The 18191-nt window shown below is 66.5% G+C and carries 19 protein-coding genes; 6 read left to right on the top strand and 13 right to left on the bottom strand.

Annotated elements, in window-relative coordinates; genetic code table 11:
• A partial coding sequence (locus tag VEG08_03905; GenBank protein ID HXZ27127.1) for a hypothetical protein occupies positions 1-223 on the top strand: 223 nt, incomplete at its 5' end.
• Between the two features lie 57 nt (positions 224-280).
• Here the strand turns inward: VEG08_03905 and VEG08_03900 are convergent.
• From VEG08_03900 to VEG08_03845, 12 genes are all read right to left on the bottom strand, one after another.
• Entirely contained in the window at positions 281-967 is a 687-nt protein-coding gene (locus VEG08_03900; protein ID HXZ27126.1) for a hypothetical protein, read from the bottom strand.
• 75 nt (positions 968-1042) lie between these two features.
• On the bottom strand, positions 1043-1636 hold the full coding sequence (locus tag VEG08_03895; protein ID HXZ27125.1) for a hypothetical protein: 594 nt from the start codon (positions 1634-1636) through the stop codon (positions 1043-1045).
• Between the two features lie 2 nt (positions 1637-1638).
• Positions 1639-2178: a hypothetical protein gene (locus VEG08_03890; GenBank protein HXZ27124.1), complete on the bottom strand. Its 540-nt coding sequence runs from the start codon at positions 2176-2178 to the stop codon at positions 1639-1641.
• A complete protein-coding gene (locus tag VEG08_03885) occupies positions 2178-2759 on the bottom strand; it encodes a PilN domain-containing protein (GenBank protein ID HXZ27123.1) in 582 nt (193 codons plus the stop codon). Before VEG08_03885 ends, VEG08_03890 begins: the two co-directional genes overlap by 1 nt.
• A 2-nt stretch (positions 2760-2761) precedes the next feature.
• The gene (locus VEG08_03880) at positions 2762-3658 is read right to left on the bottom strand and encodes a hypothetical protein (protein ID HXZ27122.1); all 897 of its coding nucleotides are present in this window, start codon (positions 3656-3658) and stop codon (positions 2762-2764) included.
• Between the two features lie 6 nt (positions 3659-3664).
• A complete protein-coding gene (locus VEG08_03875) occupies positions 3665-5320 on the bottom strand; it encodes a GspE/PulE family protein (protein HXZ27121.1) in 1656 nt (551 codons plus the stop codon).
• An 11-nt stretch (positions 5321-5331) separates the two neighbouring features.
• A complete protein-coding gene (locus VEG08_03870) occupies positions 5332-6540 on the bottom strand; it encodes a type II secretion system F family protein (protein ID HXZ27120.1) in 1209 nt (402 codons plus the stop codon).
• A gap of 37 nt (positions 6541-6577) precedes the next feature.
• On the bottom strand, positions 6578-7837 hold the full coding sequence (locus VEG08_03865) for an MFS transporter (protein HXZ27119.1): 1260 nt from the start codon (positions 7835-7837) through the stop codon (positions 6578-6580).
• Positions 7838-7916: 79 nt separating this feature from the next.
• Positions 7917-8573 (bottom strand): outer membrane lipoprotein chaperone LolA, encoded by a 657-nt coding sequence (gene lolA, locus VEG08_03860; protein HXZ27118.1) that lies wholly within the window; start codon positions 8571-8573, stop codon positions 7917-7919.
• On the bottom strand, positions 8570-9532 hold the full coding sequence (locus VEG08_03855; GenBank protein ID HXZ27117.1) for a hypothetical protein: 963 nt from the start codon (positions 9530-9532) through the stop codon (positions 8570-8572). The genes lolA and VEG08_03855 overlap by 4 nt, the downstream gene beginning before the upstream one ends.
• Positions 9529-10305: an ABC transporter permease subunit gene (locus VEG08_03850; protein ID HXZ27116.1), complete on the bottom strand. Its 777-nt coding sequence runs from the start codon at positions 10303-10305 to the stop codon at positions 9529-9531. Before VEG08_03850 ends, VEG08_03855 begins: the two co-directional genes overlap by 4 nt.
• The gene (locus tag VEG08_03845) at positions 10302-11234 is read right to left on the bottom strand and encodes an ABC transporter ATP-binding protein (GenBank protein ID HXZ27115.1); all 933 of its coding nucleotides are present in this window, start codon (positions 11232-11234) and stop codon (positions 10302-10304) included. Before VEG08_03845 ends, VEG08_03850 begins: the two co-directional genes overlap by 4 nt.
• Before the next feature lie 444 nt (positions 11235-11678).
• Here VEG08_03845 and VEG08_03840 point away from each other — a divergent pair, with 444 nt between their 5' ends.
• Positions 11679-12170, top strand: a complete 492-nt coding sequence (locus VEG08_03840) for a prepilin-type N-terminal cleavage/methylation domain-containing protein (GenBank protein HXZ27114.1) — start codon at positions 11679-11681, stop codon at positions 12168-12170.
• Positions 12171-12428: 258 nt separating this feature from the next.
• A complete protein-coding gene (locus VEG08_03835; protein HXZ27113.1) occupies positions 12429-14075 on the top strand; it encodes a tetratricopeptide repeat protein in 1647 nt (548 codons plus the stop codon).
• Here VEG08_03835 and VEG08_03830 read toward each other — a convergent pair.
• Positions 14072-15349, bottom strand: coding sequence for a pitrilysin family protein (locus VEG08_03830; GenBank protein ID HXZ27112.1), 1278 nt, complete (start codon positions 15347-15349; stop codon positions 14072-14074). The two genes, VEG08_03835 and VEG08_03830, sit on opposite strands and share 4 nt — an antisense overlap.
• Positions 15350-15510: 161 nt before the next feature.
• On the opposite strand from VEG08_03830, the gene rlmN reads away from it, so the two are divergent.
• The 3 genes from rlmN to VEG08_03815 all read left to right on the top strand — a co-directional run.
• Complete coding sequence (gene rlmN / locus VEG08_03825) at positions 15511-16635, top strand: 23S rRNA (adenine(2503)-C(2))-methyltransferase RlmN (protein HXZ27111.1); 1125 nt, start codon at positions 15511-15513, stop codon at positions 16633-16635.
• 62 nt (positions 16636-16697) lie between these two features.
• Positions 16698-17162: a GNAT family N-acetyltransferase gene (locus VEG08_03820; protein HXZ27110.1), complete on the top strand. Its 465-nt coding sequence runs from the start codon at positions 16698-16700 to the stop codon at positions 17160-17162.
• 49 nt (positions 17163-17211) lie between these two features.
• Positions 17212-18191: hydantoinase/oxoprolinase family protein (locus VEG08_03815; protein ID HXZ27109.1), on the top strand; the 980-nt coding region annotated here is incomplete at its 3' end.

Here is an 18191-nt window from a genome sequence, read left to right as displayed (position 1 = left end):
CTTCGCGCTGCCCTGGCGGAGCGGGCGGCTGCTGGCGGCGCTGGCGGTGGTGGGCGGCGCGCTGGCAGTGGCCGCGGTCAAGTGGCCGGCGGCCTACCGGCCGCTGGTGATGGCGGCCGCGCTCGCGGCGGCGCTGCTCCTGCTCTGGCAGTTGGGTGGAAAAGAGATCCGCGAAGACCTGCGCCTGATGTGGAAGGACCGCGGGACGCGGCCGAGCCGATAGAGCCTGTCAGCCTGATTGGCTGCCGCTCCGGGTGCTGAGGAAGGAGTCCCTGCCGCGTCAGCGCGGGTTCATGGGAGGCGGAGTCACCGGGCCACCGGGCGGCGTGCCGGGCTGTCCGGGGCCGGGCTGCGGTGTTCCCGGCGCCCCAGCCGGGACTCCGCCAGGGAGGACAAGCGTGCGGTTGGTCAGGTCGTAGCGCGGGTCGTAGACGAACTCCCACTCGTTGTAATGGCTCTTGCCATTCAGTTCCTTGACCGAGATGCCGTTGTTCAGCGGGGCCACGCCGACGATGGCGCCGCCTCCGAAGGTCGATCCCGACGAGGAACCGGAGGAGGCCGGCGTTCCTTCGGAGCCGGCAGCGGGCGCGGACGGCTGTCCCGGCGTTCCCGAAGTCCCCGTCCCGGTGCCGGGCTGACCGGGGGTGGTGCCTGGCGACGGCTGAAATCCCGTCGGGATCACCTTGGCCTCTCCCAGGTGGATGATGCGCCACTCGCCGTTAGGCGAAAGCGGGTCCTTGTACTGTTGGCGCAGGAAGCGGATGTTGTTGGTGCCCTCCAGCTCCTTGAGCGAGGTGGGATAGCGGCCGAACTTGCGGTAGAAGAGGCGGATGGCGCGGACGTATTGGGTGCCGCGGTGGATGGTCTCCTCTTCGCGGTCACGGCGGATCTGCTGGATGATGCGGGGCGCGACCGCCACCAGGGCGATCATCAGCAGGGCGAGCATCAGCAGGATGACCAGCAGCACGTAGCCCTGCTGCCCGCGGCGCTCTCGCCGCCCTGGCCCGCGAACGCCACCCCAGATCCTCACGCCCTCACACCTCTATGAGCCCGGTCCCTGCGCCAGGAAAAGGACCTGGCGGTTGTTATTGAGCACGTCCTCGACCTCCACGGAGTTGCTGGAGATCTTGAGAATCTTGTAGCGGCGGTTGACGATGTCGCCCTCCCGGGCCACAAAGACGATGTCTCCATCCGCCAGCAAGACCTTCTTGGTTCCGCCGGCGCCGCTGGCGAAGCCGAAGAACTTCAGCGTGATGGGCGGCGGCGGCGGCACATAGCCCGGGCAGCCGGGGTGCAACAGGATGCAGGACTCCGCCTGTTTGTTCCGGTCCTTGGGTGAGACCGGCGGGGGCGGGGGCTCGTAGGGGCGGAAGATGTTGCGCCCGCTGCCCGCGTAGTCAGTGTTCTCGCTAGCCTGCAACAAGTCGAGGCGAAGCGTGGGATCGAGGGAAGCGGTCGCAGCCGCCGCGCCCCTGCGGGCGCCCGAGCGGCGGGCCTCCTGTGGCTGGGGACGCGCTGCCGGCGCCGGCGTAGCCGGTGAGACTGGCAGGAGCATGCGCACCAGCAGCACCAGGGCCAACGCGCCCATGATCACGGCCGCGATCACCTTGCCCCGGCTCTCCGTACCCGGGCGCATCTCTACTGCCCCGCCTTCCTATAGGTTTCCATCTTCAGGTCCAGGTGCACGGCGCCGCCCTGGGCCTCTTCCAGGGTGACGCCGTCCAGGATGAAGAACATCTTGTCGCGCTCCAGTGCGTTGATGAACTTCACTTCCTTGAGGTAGTCGCCATCGAGCTTGGCCGCGATCTTCACCTGCTGCAGCCCGGGAATGTCGGTGTCCTTGAAGTCATACTTGACCTGGGAGATCTGCACCGAGTTCTCCTGGGCGAGCTTGCCCAATTCGGCGGAGACGGCCGAGGACTCCGCCGGGATCCGCTGGCCATAGAAGTCGGCGGTGTCCTTGCGGGCGCGGTCGAGTTTCCCCTCGATGCCCTGCAGCGGCCGGACCTCGCTCATGGTGGCCTGAAGCTGCGCGTGCACGCGGTCGTACTCCTCCTCGCGCTCGCCCTTGGAGCGGCCCCAGGGAGAGAGCAGGAAGGCGGCCGCGGCCACGTCCGCGGCCAGCAATACGGCCAGGACGACGGTCAGGGATCGCCGGGTGCGCGCCAGGTCGGCCATCACGGCCTCCCCTTCTGTGCCGTGGGAGTGTAGCGGGCGACGATCTCGAACTCCACCCCGGTCTGCGGCGGGGCCTGGGCGGTTTCCGCTTCGATCTCGGGAGTGCGGAAGTGCGGAGAGGATTCCATGCGGCGCACCAGTTCGAGGGCGGAATCGCGAGACTCACCGGCCACGCGCAAGTGCACCTGCAGGCGGTTGTCCTCCGTCAGGTCGGGAGCGATGGAGACCACGTGCAGCCGCGGCGGCATGATGGTTTCCAGGTCGGCGAAGACCTGGGTCCAGGAAAACGCCTTGCGTGCGATGAGAGTGTTCAGAAAGGCGGAGCGGTCCCGGGTCTCGCGGTTGCCGGATTGGTTGAGGATGGCTTCGGCCTGCTCCTTCTCCTTTTCCAGCGACACGATCTGCTGGCGCGCCTGGTCGATGCGGCGGTTCACAGCGCGCCCCTGCCTCCACGCCGAAGCCGTGAACAGCAGCAGGACCAGGGTCAGCACGCCTACGACTGCGAGCCGGACTCCCCACTGCAGCCAGAAGCGGCCGACATCTTCGTAGGGCCGGGTGGCGAGATTGATCTCGAGGCGCATGCTCATCCCACCAGGGCCCCGAGCACGCCCGCCAGGACGCTCTTCGACTCGCGCTCGCCGGAGAGACTGGTCCCCAGGTACCGGGAGGTCACCAGCGGCTCCACCGCGATGCCGGACTGGCTTTCGAGCGCGCGCGCGACCTGGTCCAGCAACGGAGTTCCCGCGAGCAGGATGCGCTCGATGGGAGCGCCGTAGTTGTCCTGGAAGAAGACCAGGGAGGGATGGATCTCGTCGGCCAGTTGCCGCCCGTCGATGGCGGTGCCGTGCGGATTCTCCAGGGTACGCAGCAGGCGCAGCTCCTCCTGCTGCGCGATGGCGACGGTGATGCTTCCGGCATCCACCTTGGCGACCAAGATAGGGCGCCCGGCCTCCAGCGGTCCCAGTGCGGCCAGCATAGAGGGCATCACCACGCCCGGGTTGTAGCCGGCGTCGCGGAAGAGCCCCTCGTACTCCCCGATGACGGTGGCGGAAGCCACGGCGGCCACCACCTTCACCGTTCCATTGCTGCGCCGCGCCTGGAAGGACAGTTGGGCGCGTTCCACGTCAAAAGGCAGGGACTTGCGCAGGCGGAAGCGCACCACGGCGGAGGCTTCGGAGGGGCGCTCCGGCAGGGTATCGAAATCCAGCAGGAAGACGCGCGCGGCCGCGTCGGGAATGACCGCCACCAGATCGCGGGAACCGCCGGCGACCGCCGCCAGAGTGTCGGCCAGCACCTGGCGGAGCGCTGCGGCATCGGCGACGTTGGCGGATGCCAGGCTGGGGATCACGGCGCCGCCGGGCAGCGGGCGCGTGCTGTAAAGCTCCAGGTAGTCGCGCTTCTCGGAGGCGCGACCCGCCACCACGCGGTCGGAGAGGATCTCGCAGGCCAGCCGGGGCCGGGTTGTGGCAGTGGGGGTCATGCGGTCTCAGCGGGTGGTCTCGATGAAGGTCACCTTGTTGATCTCTTTGAGCGTGGTCACGCCCGCCTTGACCTTGTCGAGCGCGGACTCGCGCAGGAAGTGCATGCCCTCTTCGCGGGCGGCGCGGCGGATCTCGGAGGTCGGCTTCTTGGCCAGGATCATCTCTCGCACGCGGTCGCTCAGGTCCAGCAGTTCGTGGATCGCGGTGCGGCCACGGAAGCCGGTGCCGGCGCACTCCAGGCAGCCGTCGCCTTCATAGAAGGGGAACTTGCCCCAGACCTTGGGATCGAGGCCGCTGGCTTCCAGCGCGTCTGCGGCGTAGGTCTTGGGTTGACGGCAGGCGGGGCAGATGACGCGCACCAGCCGCTGCGCCAGGATGCAGTTGAGCGCCGAGACGAAATTGTAGGGCTCGACTCCCATGTTGAGGAAGCGCCCGATCACGTCCACCACGTTGTTGGCGTGGACGGTGGTGAAGACCAGGTGGCCGGTCAGAGCGGACTGGATGGCGATCTGTGCGGTCTCGGTGTCGCGGATCTCACCCACCATGATCTTGTCGGGGTCGTGGCGCAGGATGGAGCGCAGGCCGCGGGCGAAGGTCAGGCCCTTCTTCTCGTTCACCGGGATCTGGGTGACGCCGCGGATCTGGTACTCGACCGGGTCCTCGATGGTGATGATCTTGTCCTCGTCGGTCTTGATCTCGTTCACGGCGGCGTACAGGGTGGTGGTCTTGCCGCTGCCGGTGGGCCCGGTGACCAGCACCATGCCGTAGGGCTCGGCGATGTAGCGGCGGAAGCGGCGCAGGGTCTCTTCGTCGAAGCCCACCACATCCAGGGTGAGCTGGCGGAACTTCTCGCTCATGGACTCTTTGTCGAGCACGCGCAGGACGGCGTCCTCGCCGTGGACGGAGGGCATGATGGAGACGCGGAAGTCGATGAAGCGGCCGCTGTACTTCACGCGGAAGCGGCCGTCCTGGGGCACGCGGCGCTCGGCGATGTCGAGCTCGCTCATCACCTTGATGCGGGAGATGATGGTGGTGTGGTGCTCGCGGGCGATGGGCTGCATGGCCTGCTGCAGCACTCCGTCGATGCGGTACTTGATGATGACGGAGTCGTCGCGGGTCTCGATGTGGATGTCGCTGGCGCGCCGCTGCAAGGCGGTGAAGATGGTGGTGTCGACCAGGCGGATGATGGGGCTGATGTCGCCTTCGGCGGTCAGCCGCTCGATGGAGATGGTCTCCTCGCCGTTCTCGTCTTCGCGGATAACGTCCAGGGTGAAGCCCTCGCTGGCCTCGTCCAGCACGCGCTGCGACTGCTCGGTCTTCTTGAGGATGTCGCTGATCTGCGAGAGCGTTCCCACCTTGGTCACGATGCGCCGGCCGAGCAGCAGCGCGATCTCGTCGATCATCATCAGCCGGCTGGGATCGGCGAGGGCGATGACCAGCCGGCCGTCCGCGGCTTCCTCCAGGGGGACGAAGTTGTAGCGGAACATCATGTCCACGGGGATGGAGCGGAAGAGTTCGTGCTGGATGTGAAAATTGCGCAGGTCCACGAACTCGCAGCGGTAGCGGCGGGCCAGGTCGCGCGCCCGCACCTCTTCGTTGCCTCCACTCTCGGTGGCCTTGCCGCCGTTGCCGCCCACGAACAGTGGTTTCTTCTCAGGCATAAGACTCCGGGTCAGCTCGCCGCGCCTGCCCCCAGGCTGAAGATCGGCAGGTAGAGCGAGATCAGGACGAAGGCCACCACCAGCGCCATCACGATCAAGACCATGGGTTCGACCAGGGACATGGCCGCGGCCATCGCGGTCTGCACGTCCTCCTCGAAGAACTCCGCCAGCGAGTTGAGCATGGCGGGCAGGGCGCCGGTGGATTCGCCCACTTCGATCATTTCCACCGCCAGGTCGGGGAAGACGTGCGTGTCCTCCAGGCTGGCGGAGAGAGGTCTGCCCTCGCGCACGCCGCGCCCGGCATCGCGCACCGCCGCCGACATCAGCGGGCTGTCGATGGAGGCAGCGGCAGTCTCCAGCGAGGGAACCAGCGGCAGGCCGCCGCTGAGCAGCGTGGCCAGGGTGCGAGCGAACATCGCCACCTGGTAACGCAGCCAGATCTCGCCGGCCACCGGCAGGGAGCGTCGGAGGCGGTCGAACTGCCGCCCTCCGCGCTCACTCTGTTTCCACCACCATAGCCCCAGCCCCAACAGAATGATACCCCCCAGGAACAAGACGAAGTGCATGCGCAGCGCCGTGCCCACGGAGATCATGAAGACAGTGAGGGGCGGCAGATCGGCGTGGAAGGTGGCAAACAGCTCGGCGAAGCGCGGCACCACGTACGTCAGCAGGAAGGTCAGCATCACCAGGATGGCGGCCAACAGCAGAGCGGGATACACCAGCGAAGCCAGCAGCTTCTTGCGGAAGCTGGTGGTCAAGCGCTGGTACGCGATGTAGCGGCCCAGCACCTCTTCCAGGTTGCCGCTCTTCTCCCCGGCCAGCAGCGTGGTGGTGTAGATGGAAGGGAACAATCCCTGGGAAGAGAAGGCCTCGGAGAGGGGCTCGCCGCTCTTGAGGCGCTCGCGCACGTTCTCCAGCACGGCGCGGAAGCGGGCATCGCGCTGCCGGCGCAGGAGCAGGTCGATGGCCGTCAGGATGGGCAGCCCGGCGTGGATCAGGGTGAGGAACTGTTGGTTGAAGACGACGAAGGGACCGTGCTTGATGCGGCGGCGGCCCAGGCGGACGCCCCCAGGGGCCAGCACCCCGCGCGGACGCACGGAGTACACCAGGAACCCCTGCTGCGCCACCCGCTCCCGCACCTCGACCTCGGAGCGCCCCGTCTCCAGTTGCTGCAGGACGTGGCCGCGCTCGTCGGCCATCTTGACCAGGAATTCCGCCATTCGTATCTTACAAGTCTATCACTTGCCGGCTCCCGGTTCACGGGGCGGAGGCCGGGCTCCCGGCCTGATGGAAGAAGCTACGGCCGCGCTGCTCATGGCCCAGGAGGAGGGCCGCAGCCAGGGAGACGATGACGACCGTCTCGAACAGGGCCAGTGCCGAGGGATAGCCCAGGCGGTCGCGCAGGTAGTATTCGATCGAGTTGACCGGAGCGGCAAAAAGGATGCCCAACTGATAAGACAGCCCCGGCATGAGGCCGCGGGCGGAGTCGGGGGCCAGTTCGTTCAAGTGCGCTGGGATCACGCCCCAGGCGCCTTGCACACCCACCTGCATCAGAAAGGCCCCTAGGGCGAGCCAGGCGGCTCCGCGCCCGAAGGCCCAGAGCGGGATCAGGACCAGCGAGAGGGCCAGCGCAGCGATCATGCTCTGCCGCCGCCCCTTCTCCGAGAAGTGCCCGAAGATCACTGCTCCCAGCACCGCTCCCACGTTGTAGAAGATGGCGATGGAAGAGACGGTTCCCTGCGAGAACTTGTGGACCTCGTGAAGGAAGTCGGGATAAAGGTCCTGGGTGCCGTGGGAGAGGAACATCATCAGGGTCATGAGCCCGACCAGGTAGGCGAAGGTCTTGCCGTGGCCCGCGAGGGTGCGCAGCAGCGCCGAGACCGAGGGTGCGCGGTGCTGTTTCCACGCTTCCGACTCCGGGACGCGCGTGCGGATGTAGAAGGCGAGCAGGGCGGGCAAGCCACCCGACCAGAACATCACGCGCCAGCCCAGGTGCGGCGCGAAGTGCGGCAGGATGGCCCAGGCGGCCACCGCCGCCAGCAGGTAGCCGATGGAGTAGCCGCTCTGCAGGATGCCGCTGAGCATGCCACGCCGGCCCTGCGGCGCGATCTCCATGGCCAGCGACGCGCCCACCCCCCACTCGCCTCCCATGCCGATGCCGTAGAGGCAGCGCAGCAGGAGGAAGACGGTGTAGTTGGGAGCAAAGCCGCAGCAGAGTTCCACCAGAGAGAAGCAGATGACGTTGGCGATGAGCGGGCGGCGTCGCCCGTAGCGGTCGGCCAGCATGCCGAAGATCAGCGCGCCCACCGGACGCAGGGCCAGGGTGCCGGTGAGGGTTGCTACGATGGCTGCCTTGTCCACGTGGAAGTCGGCGGCCACGCGGTCCATCATGAATACCAGGATGAAGAAGTCGAAGGCATCCAGTGTCCAGCCCAGGAAGCTGGCGGTGATGGCGTGGGCCTGGGCGCGGCGGGAGATGGTGAAGGGAGGCGGAGGCGGCGGGAGAGCGCTGCTCACGGGCGTCCTTCCGGGAGGGAGATTTCTGCGCGCCCAGTATACGGGAGCGGTGGGGGAGGGAAAAGCCGGACCTCGCCGTTCAGGGCGCCAGGTCCGTGGTCTCGATGGTCTCCACGCCGGGCGGCGGCGAGAAGGTGAAGCGTGCGTCCGGCAAGCTGACGTTCTCCTGGGGATCGGCGAAGCTGAACTCGGTGACCGAGCCGTCGACCTCGCGCACCACGATGCGCCGGATGCGGTTTTCCGGGGTGATCTCGAGCAGCACCTCGTCCACCTGCTCGAGGGAGCGGGGCACGCCGCGCAGCACGAGATCGCCGGCGGTAGAGGGCTTCTGGTCGGGAGCCAGCGACAGCCCCTCGAACTCCTTCTTCAACTTGGTCTTACCCAGCAAATAGCGCAGCGGGGAGCGCAGGTCATCGAGCTTCTTGACCTCGGCCCTGCGTACCTGGCGCTCCCCCGGGACGTAGAAGTAGGCGGTCTTACCGTCGCTGACGAAGAGTTTGACCCGGGGCTGCTGGTATTCCCAGCGCATCTTGCCTGGGCGCTTCAACCAGAGCGTGCCCGACTCCTGGCGCGAGACGCCGGCGCCGCGGTAGCTCTCGGTGAACTGCGTGACCAGAGAACTGAGATGGTTGTAGTGGTCGTCCACCGCGGACGCGATCCGGTCGACGCTTTCTTGGGCCGAGGCCGGCACGCCCAGCAACGCCAGCGCCAGCAGGATCAGGGAGGCTTTCCTCATGGCTTGCGGCCGGCGGGAACCCCGCGGCCCGGCGGAGGAGCCTCCGGGGCGAGCAGGGGACTGGGGGCGACGCCTGGCGGCAGCCCGCGCGTGATGAAGGGGAAGTCGCCCGGGGACTGCACCTCGACCCGGCCGCCAGGCGCGAGCTTGTAAGGCTTCCCGAGCGGGTCCAGCGGCAGGCCAGGCAACTCCCCCGCTGCGATCATCTCGAACCAGGAGGCGGGCGGATGGCCGGTCTGGGCCTGGTACCGGCGTACCAACGCCTCCAGGTGGTCCACGTCGTCGTCCACCCGCAGACTTTCCAGCCGGCGCAGGGCGTTGTCGCGCATCATGCGATCGGTGCTGGTGTCATAGATCATGGTCCACAAGTAGAAGGCGGTTTCGCGCTCGCCCGCGCGCTGCGCCATGGACGCAGCCAGCACCTTCATGAAGGGATGCGCACCCGGCACCTGCGAGCCGCGCTGGAACGCCTCCTGCGCCGCCTTGTAATCATGGCGCTCCAGGTAGTGGATGAATCCCAGGCCGTAATAGAGGCGCCAGGCGTCGGGATTTTCGCGGATGCCGCGCTCCACGAAGGCCGCGGCGGCGTCAGGATCGCCCGCGCCCTGCGGAGGCCGCTGGGAGATGAAAATGGAGCCGAACTGATAGGCCACCACCAGGTGCGGGTCGAGCGTGGTGGTGATGTCGAGGAGCGGCTCCAGCAGCTTGTACTCCTGCGAACGGGCGTGATGCTTGCCCCCGAAATACTGCACCGCGCGCGTCCAGTAGATGTCGGCCATCAGCCCGGTGTAGCCCAGGCTGAGGCGCTTCACGATCTTGGGCGAGGGGATCCAGAGCACCTCCTGCAAGGTCGCGCCTTCGCGCAGGCGGTCGAGCCTGCGGACGCTGAGCGCCTGTCCCGCCAGGCAGAGCAGCAGCAGCGCGCTGAAGACCGTCGTGATGCGGCGCGAGGAGCTCATTTGAAGTTCCTGCGCTCGAAGACCAGCACCGCGCCGCAGACGGCCACACCGGCATAGAGCAGCGCGTACAAAGTGTTGTGGAAAATGAGCGCGCCCGCCACCGGCTGCTGATGGGCCACCGAGGCGATCACGTTGAGCGGAGCCAGGTTGGGCACCAGGTAGGCCGCCCCGGTGGCCAGCCAGCGCGTCACGCCGCTGGTCATCGCGGCGAAGCCGCGCAGGTCCTCGGCGAAGGTGCCGATGATGAACGCGCAGAACGCAAACACCGCCGAGAGCAGCGGCGAGGAGAACGAGGAGAAGAACAGCGCCAGGGCGGTGATGATGAGGAACTCAAGGATGATGAAGTAGATGGCCACCAGCAGGTAGGCATCGGGCGCGGAAAAGTGATGCTGCAGGTAGAGCAGTGCAAGAAAGAAGCCCACTGCCATGAAGAAGGTGTTGACGATCAGCGTCCCGCTCAGGCCGAGGAACTTTCCCACGATGAATTCCCAGCGGGCCACGGGACGGGAGAGCACGGTGTAGAGCGTGCGCTTCTCGATCTCCTTGGAGACCAGCCCGATGCCGATGAAGATGGCGATGACCACACCGAAGATGGAGACCGCCGCCAACCCCAGGTTCACCAGCACGATGCGCTCGATGTCGATGGAGATCTGCCCGAACAGCAGCGCCGAGCCCACCAGCAGCAGGGCGAAGAAGACCAGGTTGTAGAGCACGCGGTCGCGCACCGCTTCCCGGAAGGTGTTGTAGGCGATGCTGGCGATGCGCGCGGTCATGAGCTCACCCCCGCGGGCTGACCCAGCTTCTCGAGGAAGTAGTCTTCCAGCGAGCCGCGCACGGGCGTGACCGAGAGCAGGCGGGCGTGCTGGCGGCGCAGCGCGTCGATCACCAAGTCCAGCTCCTCTTCCGGCAGCACTGCGCGCATCTCTTCGCCCGCGGCATGGACCTCGGCGCCCATGCCGCGCACCGCCGCCACCGCGTCGCCGCCTTGCCAGACCACCTCGACGCGGGCCGGACCAGCGGGCGCGAGCTGCGCGATGCTGCCCACTCCGCGCAACTCGCCCTTGTACAGGATGGCCACCCGGTCGCACAGCGCTTCGGCGTCAGCCAGGATGTGGGTGGAGAAGAAGATGGTCTTGCCTTCCTCCTTGAGCTGCAGGATGAGGTCGCGTACCTCGCGGCGGCCGATGGGATCCAGCCCCGACATGGGCTCGTCCAGGAACAGCACCTTGGGATTGTGCAGGATGGCCTGGGCGAGTCCCACGCGCTGCAGCATGCCTTTGGAGAACTTGCGCAACTGCAGCCGGCCCACATCGCTCAGCCCCACGCGTTCCAGCATGGCAGGAATGCGGCGGTGGCGCTCGCCCGCCGGCACCCCGGAAAGCTGGGCGTAATAGTCCAGCAACTCGGGAGCCGTCAGATGATCGTAGAAGTAAGGTTGCTCGGGAAGAAATCCGATCTGCGCCTTCACGCGGGGATCGCGGTAGTCGAGGCCCAGGATCCTCGCTCCTCCAGCGGTGGGGAAGATGAGGTGCATCAGCAGCTTCAAGGTTGTGGTCTTGCCGGCGCCGTTGGGCCCGAGGTACCCGAAGATCTCGCCTTCTTCCACCCCGAGGTTGAGGGGCATCAGGGCGCGCCTCTCCTTCTTGCGCCAGAAGCCCACCGTGTAGGTCTTCTCAAGCTGAAGGGTCTCGATCGCCAGCATAGAAATTTCGACTGGGAACTCGGAAGAGCAAGGCTTCGTCTCATTATAGCCAAACCCTTCCGGCAGCTCGGGAATCGTACAGCGCCTCGCTTCGGCCCGGGCTCGCGCTTGCGGATCCCGGTGCGTGGGATGGTGACGCGAGTCGAGCCCGGCCCGCGCCGACCGGGCTGGCTGCAGGACACTTTTTGTCACCCGGGCCCGCCGTATCCCGGCATTCCTGACCGGAAGCGCCACCCACGAAAGTAACCTCCATGGCTGTAAGTGGCTGAAATCTATGGCTGTGACAATAGGGGAGTGGCTGGGCGGCTTTGGTATCTGAGTTGCGCTTTACTGCGGCCAAAGAGAGGCCCATGAGCCGGAAGGGCGCGGAACAATGTCCCGTGACTTTCAGGCTTCCAGAGAGCAAGTTCATACACTCTTGTAACAAGAGAGGATGAGGAGAACATGAAGAGACAGAAGGGATTTTCGTTGATCGAGCTGCTGATCGTGGTGGCGATCATTCTGATCATCGCTGCCATCGCCATCCCGAACCTGCTGCGTTCGCGCATTGCCGCCAACGAAGCGTCGGCGGTGGGCTCGGTCCGCACCATCAACACGTCGCAGGTCACCTATTCCTCGACGTACGGCACCGGCTTCGCGCCCCTGGTCAACCTGGGTGGCCCGAATCCCTGCCCCAACCCGCCTACGGCCGCCAGTGCTTGCTTGCTCGACTCGGTGTTGTCGCAGGCTCCGAACCAGAAGAGTGGCTACACCTTTGCCACTCCCAACCCGGGCGCTCTGGGGACGACCGCCGCTCCCAACGTGGTCTATCAGGTCACGGCGGACCCCATCACCGCGGGTCAGACCGGTACGCGTCACTTCTTCTCGGATGAGTCGGGCGTGATTCGCTTCAACGCGACCGCCGCGGCCACCTCCAACGACGCGCCGCTGCAGTAAGGGCTCCAGTTTGGCGAAGTACCTGGGGGAGGGTACAAGCCAGGGGAACAGTGGACCTAACCGGTCCACTGTTCCCTTTTGTTTTGCGCCCGGGCGCGAGCGTGCTCCCTTCGCCGCCGCCACCGGTTCTCCCGGTATGGCATGATGATGCTCGTCTCTTGGCGGACCGTGTCCTGAGGCAAGATGGTCTCCCCACAAAGCACAAGCGCCGAGCCGGAGGAGGGCTTCCGGCTGGGCCGACTCACTCTCCGTCCGGCCGTGGCTCTTCGCCTGGCGTTGCTCCTGACCGGGCTGACCTACCTGCGCACCATCACCTTCGACTTTGTCTTCGACGATTTCGCCGAGATCGTCCTGAACCCGCGCCTGCAGTCCTGGAGCAATGTTCCCGGCTACTTCTTGCAGCAGGCCTGGAGCGTGGTGGATCCCGCCTGGCACGGCAGCTACTACCGCCCTGTGATCTGGGTGTGGCTCACTCTGGGATATCACCTGTTCGACTCCATCCCGGGCTGGTGGCACCTGGCGGGGATCGCCATGCACTTGCTGGCCACTGTGCTGGTCTATTGCTTGGGGCGGCGCCTGTTGCGGGACCCGCTTGCAGCCGCCCTCGCTGCCTTGCTCTTCGGCGTCAATCCCATCCACGTGGAAGACGTGGCCTGGGTCGCCAGCACCGGCGACATGCTCTTCGCCCTCTTCTTTCTCTCCTCCTTCCTCTGTTATCTGAAGTGGCGGCAGGAGGAACCGCACCGGCGCTGGTGGTTCTGGCTATCCCTGCTGCTCTTCGCCTTAGGTCTGCTGACCAAAGAGACTGCGGCTGCGGTGGCCGGGCTGATCTTCTGTTATGAGTGGCTGCTGGCTCCGGGCTCGTCGTCAGGGAGAAAAAGGCTGGCGGCGTCGCTGGCATGGTCGCTGCCGTACTTTGTTCTGGTTCTGGCCTACCTGGGAGCGCGCTGGGCGGTGCTGCAGGGCTTTGCTCACCCGACCCATCCGGCCTCGGCGCGTGAAGTCGTACTGACCACGCCCCTGGTGCTCTGGTTCTATCTCAAGAAGCTGGTGTGGCCCTTCGGTCTGAGCCCGCTCTACGACCTCGAGCTGGTCAAGCAAGCCACTTGGGCGAACGTGGGCGTGCCTGTGCTGGGACTTGCCCTGGCGGCGGCCGTGATCGCGCTGGTGGCCCGCAAGTCCCCCAGCCGGCAGTTTCTGCTGCTCTGGATAGGTGGGGCGCTGCTGCCCGCGCTGGCCGGGCTGGCCGTCTTCCAGCCGCACGACTACGCCCACGACCGCCAGCTCTATATTCCTTCGGCCGCTTTCGCCATGCTGCTAGCCCTGGCGATCCGCCGGCTGCCACTTCCGCGGAGCGCGGAGGGTGCTCCCTGGGGACAACTGGCCGTAGCCCTGCTTCTGGCGGTCACTCTGGGCGTGGCGACCTTCCGCTACAGTGCCTGCTGGGAGAATGAGCTGGTCCTGTGGCAACGAGCGGTGGAGCGCGCCCCTCACAACCTCCTGGCGAAGGAGTATCTGGCTGCGGAGCTCTTCGCGCGCCACGACTATCCCGCCAGCCTGAGCCTCTACCAGCAACTGCTGGCCGCCGACCCCGGTTCCGCTCGCATCCAGTTGAACATGGCCCTCAGCTATGCCTATCTGGGCAAGCTGGAGGACGCGGAACCTTACTTCTCCCGCGCCATCGCGCTGCAGGAGGCGCAGGGCGTGCCCCCACCGGCCAGTGCCTTCTACCACCTTGGCCTGTTGCGCCTGCAGCAAGGGAACCTGGCTGAGGCGGAAGCGGACTTCCGCCGCGCGCTGGAGCTGCGCCCCTTCATCACCGGCTACCGGTTTGCCCTGGCGGGCGTGCTGCAGCGGGAGGGCAGGGAAAAGGAAGCGCAGCAGGTGCTGGCGGCCCCGCACTAACAGGCCAGTTGCTCGCGGGTGATCTTCAGGCCGTCCAAGTTGCCCAGCACGGTCACGGCCACCAGGTCGGTGTGGAAGTACTCCTCGGCGAGTTGCATCAATTCCTGGGCCGTGACCTGCTCGATGCGCTCGATGATCTCGTCCATGTCGAAGAAGCGGTCGAAGTACATCTCCTGGCGGGCCAGGTTGGACATGCGCGCGGTGGAGGACTCCAGGCTGAGCATCAGGCTGCCCTTGAGCTGGTCCTTGGCCCGCCGCAGCTCTTCTTCCGGCACCACCTGCACCTTCAGGTTGCGGAATTCTCCTATGATCGAATCCACCACTTTGGAGGCCGACTCCAGCGACGTCCCGGCATAGACCGAGAGGCAGCCGGTATCGCGATAGGGATTGAGTTCGCTGAAGATGGCGTAGGCCAGGCCCTGGCGCTCGCGGATGTTCTGGAAGAGCCGCGAGCTCATGCCGCCGCCCAGCAGCGTATTCAGGATATACGACACGTAGCGCCGTTGGTGAGAGATGGAATGCGAGGGCACACCCACGCAGATCTGCACTTGCTCCAGCTCCTTCTTGTTGCGGGTGACGATGCGGGGAGTGACCCTCGGCGCCGCCTGATGGTCGCCGTTGCGGAAGGCCTTCAGGTGCCGGAAGCGGCTCTCCACCAGCTCGACGAAGCGGGCGTGGTCGAGGTTGCCGGCCGCGGCCACGATCAGCTTGTTGGGCGTGAAGCCGCGTTCATAGGAGTCCAGCAGGAGCGGCCGCTCGAAGTGCCGCACCGTCTCCTTGGTCCCCAGGATGGGCTTGCCCAGGGGATGGTCCTTCCAGAAGTTCTGGGTGAAGATCTCGTGGACGAGGTAGTCGGGGTTGTCCTCGTCCATCTTGATCTCTTCCAGGATGACGCCGCGCTCGCGGGCGATATCTTTCTCGTCGAAAACGGGGTTGAGCACCAGGTCGCTGAGCACGTCGAAAGCGATGGGCACGTGCTCATCCAGCACCTTCACGTTGAAGCAGATGCACTCCTTGGCGGTGAAGGCGTCCATGTTGCCGCCGATGGAGTCGATCTGCCGGGCGATGTCCTCGGCGCTGCGGCTGCTGGTGCCCTTGAAGACCATGTGCTCGACGAAGTGGGAGATGCCGTTGGCCTCCGCGGTCTCGTCGCGCGAGCCCGTCTTCACCCAGATGCCGATGGAGACGCTGCGAATGTGCTGCATCTCCTCGCTCAGGATGGTCAGCCCATTGGGCAAGACCTCGCGTTTGATCTTGCGCGCGTCGGAAACCATGGTCGTCCTTCGCCGATGCCCCTATGCCGCCCGAAGTGTTGGTTGTATCATTGTGGCACAGCGGGATGGCGTCGTCATTGGCGAATTAAGTCCTTTTGCTCTAATAAGTTAGCCGAAGCCCCGGACGCTGGGTCGGAGCTGCCGCTCACTGGGTTGGATGCATGCCGGAGGGCAAACAGACCGCGCTGTTGGGCCTGGATATCCAGGAACTTACCGGCATCGTGCAGGCCAGCGGGGAGCCGGACTACCGGGCGCGCCAGCTCTTCCACGCCCTCTATGCCGATCGTACGCCGGCGCTGGAGGGCATTTCCACGTTGCCGCGCAGCCTGCGCGCACAACTGGCGGAGCAGGGTTTCGAGGTGGGACGGCCGCAGATCGCGCGCCAGTACGCCTCCGCCGATGGCACCGTGCGCTACCTCATCGAGTTTGCCGACGGGCAGTCAGTGGAAACTGTGTGGATGCCGGAGGGCGACGGTGGCGAGGCCGGCGACGGCAGTGAGGCCGGAGAGCAGGCGCAGACCGGCGCGCCCGCCCGCGCCTTCGACCGCGCCACCATCTGCGTTTCCAGCCAGGTGGGCTGCGCCGTGGACTGCAAGTTCTGTATGACGGCGTTGCTGGGCGTGCGCCGCAACCTGAGCGCGGGCGAGATCGTGGGCCAGGTGCTGGCGGTGCTGGAGGAGCGCGGTGTGGAAGTGGGCCGCGAGCGCGTCAACCTGGTCTTCATGGGCCAGGGCGAGCCTTTCCTCAACTACGACAACTTCATGAAGGCGGTTCGTCTGCTGGTGCAGGGTGTCGGCATCCCGGAATCGCGCATGACCGTCTCCACCTCCGGCATCGCGCCACGCGTCACCGATCTCGGGGAGGAAGAGATCCGCCCCAAGCTGGCCATCTCCCTCAACGCCCCTAACGAAGAGCTGCGCACGCGTCTGATGCCCATCAACCGCAAGTGGAACCTGGAGGCGCTGCTAGCGGCGGCGCGCGCTTTTCCCTTACGCAACCGGGAACGGCTCACCTTCGAGTATGTTCTGCTCGACGGAGTGAACGACGCGGCCGAGCACGCCCGCGAGCTGGTGGAACTGATGCGCGGGCTGCGCGCCAAGGTGAACCTCATTGCCCTCAATCCCGGCCCGGAGATCGCCTTCGGTACGCCCGCGGAGGAGCGCGTGCGCGCCTTCCAGCAGGTGCTGGTGGATGCTGGCATCCCGGCCTTCGTGCGGCGCCCGCGCGGCCGCGACATCTACGCGGCGTGCGGGCAGCTGAAGTTGAGCCGTCCTGCGGGCGTCTGAGCCCGCAGGCGAAGTCCTGAGCGAAGCGAAGGACCCCGTTGCTCTTCTAGAATGGCGGGCTGATGCTGCGCATCCGCGAATCCGGCCTGCCCGACTTCGACCGGCTCTGGCAGATCGACCAGGAGTGCTTTTCCTCCGGCATCGCCTACTCGCGCGAAGAACTGGCGGAGTACATGGGGATCCCAGGCTCTTTCACCCTGGCCGGAGAGATCGCGGAGGCCGGCGGCTCGGCCCACATCGTCGGTTTTGTCCTGGCCACGCGCGACCGCCGCGGGAACGGGCACATCATCACCATCGACGTGCTGGAGGAAGCGCGGCGCCGCGGCCTGGGCTCGCAGTTGCTCGCGGCGGCCGAACGACGCCTTGCCGAGCAGGGATGCAAGCGCATCTTGCTCGAGGTCGCGGTGGACAACGCCGCCGCCATCGCCTTCTACAACCGCCACCAGTACGCCGTCCTCAAGACTCTCCCGCGCTACTACCTGGACACGCTGGATGCCCTGCTCATGGACAAGAAACTCGCCCCATAACGGCGTGCTAGAATCGCGCCGTTCTCAGCAGCGGGAACCCTGAGCCGATATGCCTCGCCCTCCTAGAAAGAACGGCCGCCGCTCGCCCCTGCGCGTGGCCGTGGATACGGGCGGCACCTTCACCGACTGCCTGTGGTTCGAAGGCGGCCGCGTGCGCCTGCACAAGGTCTTCTCCACGCCCGCCGATCCGTCCCGCGCCATTCTGGAATCGATCCGCCAGGCTCCGGCGGAGGACGGCCTGGTTCTGCTGCACGGCACCACCGTCGGCACCAACACCTTGCTGCAACGCAACGGCGCCCGCGTGGCCTTCGTGACCACGGCGGGCTTCGAGGATTCCATCGAGATCGGGCGCCAGGCCCGCCCCCGCCTCTACGACTTCTTCTTCGATCGCATCGAGCCTTTGGTGCCCGCCGAGCGCCGCTTCGGCGTGCCCGAGCGCACCGCCGCCGACGGCCACATCCTGGAGCGCCCCACGCCCGCCGAACTGCGCGCGCTGCGCGCGGCAGTGAAGCGCCGGAAGCCGCAAGCGGTCGCCATCTCGCTGCTCTTCTCCTTCGCCAACCCGGCCAATGAGCGCGCCGTGGCGCGAGCGCTGGAGAGCTTGCGGGTTCCGCTCTCGGTCTCGCACGCCATCCTCCCGGAATTTCGGGAGTATGAGCGTGCCAGCACGGTGGTGGTCAACGCCTACCTCCAGCCCGCGATGCAGCGCTACCTGGAGAACCTGGAACGGCGGATCGGCGGTCATGGGCGCGGGTCGAGCAGGGTCTTCGTGATGCAGAGCAGCGGCGGGATCACCGCGCTGGCGGCGGCGGCGCGCGAGCCCGTGCGCACCGTGCTCTCCGGACCGGCGGGCGGGGTGGTGGGGGCCTCAGCCATGGCCGCGCGCAGCGGCTTTCACCGCATCATCTCCTTCGACATGGGCGGTACCTCCACCGACGTCGCCCTGGTGGACGGTGAGCCGCAGGCCTCGAGCGAGGCCGAGGTTGCCGGCCTGCCCGTGCGCGTGCCCATGCTCGACATCCACACCGT

This window comes from Terriglobales bacterium (assembly GCA_035624475.1).
Taxonomy (GTDB): Bacteria; Acidobacteriota; Terriglobia; order Terriglobales; family Acidobacteriaceae; genus DASPRL01.
Note: the sequence above shows the minus strand (reverse complement) of the source record. Positions and strands in the feature narration are given on the sequence as shown.

Excerpts from the sequence above, each read along its gene's own strand:
- VEG08_03895 (HXZ27125.1), bottom strand. The coding sequence starts at position 1,636 with ATGCGCCCGGGTACGGAGAGCCGGGGCAAGGTGATCGCGGCCGTGATC.
- VEG08_03890 (HXZ27124.1), bottom strand. The coding sequence starts at position 2,178 with ATGGCCGACCTGGCGCGCACCCGGCGATCCCTGACCGTCGTCCTGGCC.
- VEG08_03885 (HXZ27123.1), bottom strand. The coding sequence starts at position 2,759 with ATGCGCCTCGAGATCAATCTCGCCACCCGGCCCTACGAAGATGTCGGC.
- VEG08_03880 (HXZ27122.1), bottom strand. The coding sequence starts at position 3,658 with ATGACCCCCACTGCCACAACCCGGCCCCGGCTGGCCTGCGAGATCCTC.
- VEG08_03875 (HXZ27121.1), bottom strand. The coding sequence starts at position 5,320 with ATGCCTGAGAAGAAACCACTGTTCGTGGGCGGCAACGGCGGCAAGGCC.
- VEG08_03870 (HXZ27120.1), bottom strand. The coding sequence starts at position 6,540 with ATGGCGGAATTCCTGGTCAAGATGGCCGACGAGCGCGGCCACGTCCTG.
- lolA (HXZ27118.1), bottom strand. The coding sequence starts at position 8,573 with ATGAGGAAAGCCTCCCTGATCCTGCTGGCGCTGGCGTTGCTGGGCGTG.
- VEG08_03855 (HXZ27117.1), bottom strand. The coding sequence starts at position 9,532 with ATGAGCTCCTCGCGCCGCATCACGACGGTCTTCAGCGCGCTGCTGCTG.
- VEG08_03850 (HXZ27116.1), bottom strand. The coding sequence starts at position 10,305 with ATGACCGCGCGCATCGCCAGCATCGCCTACAACACCTTCCGGGAAGCG.
- VEG08_03845 (HXZ27115.1), bottom strand. The coding sequence starts at position 11,234 with ATGCTGGCGATCGAGACCCTTCAGCTTGAGAAGACCTACACGGTGGGC.
- VEG08_03840 (HXZ27114.1), top strand. The coding sequence starts at position 11,679 with ATGAAGAGACAGAAGGGATTTTCGTTGATCGAGCTGCTGATCGTGGTG.
- VEG08_03830 (HXZ27112.1), bottom strand. The coding sequence starts at position 15,349 with ATGGTTTCCGACGCGCGCAAGATCAAACGCGAGGTCTTGCCCAATGGG.
- rlmN (HXZ27111.1), top strand. The coding sequence starts at position 15,511 with ATGCCGGAGGGCAAACAGACCGCGCTGTTGGGCCTGGATATCCAGGAA.
- VEG08_03820 (HXZ27110.1), top strand. The coding sequence starts at position 16,698 with ATGCTGCGCATCCGCGAATCCGGCCTGCCCGACTTCGACCGGCTCTGG.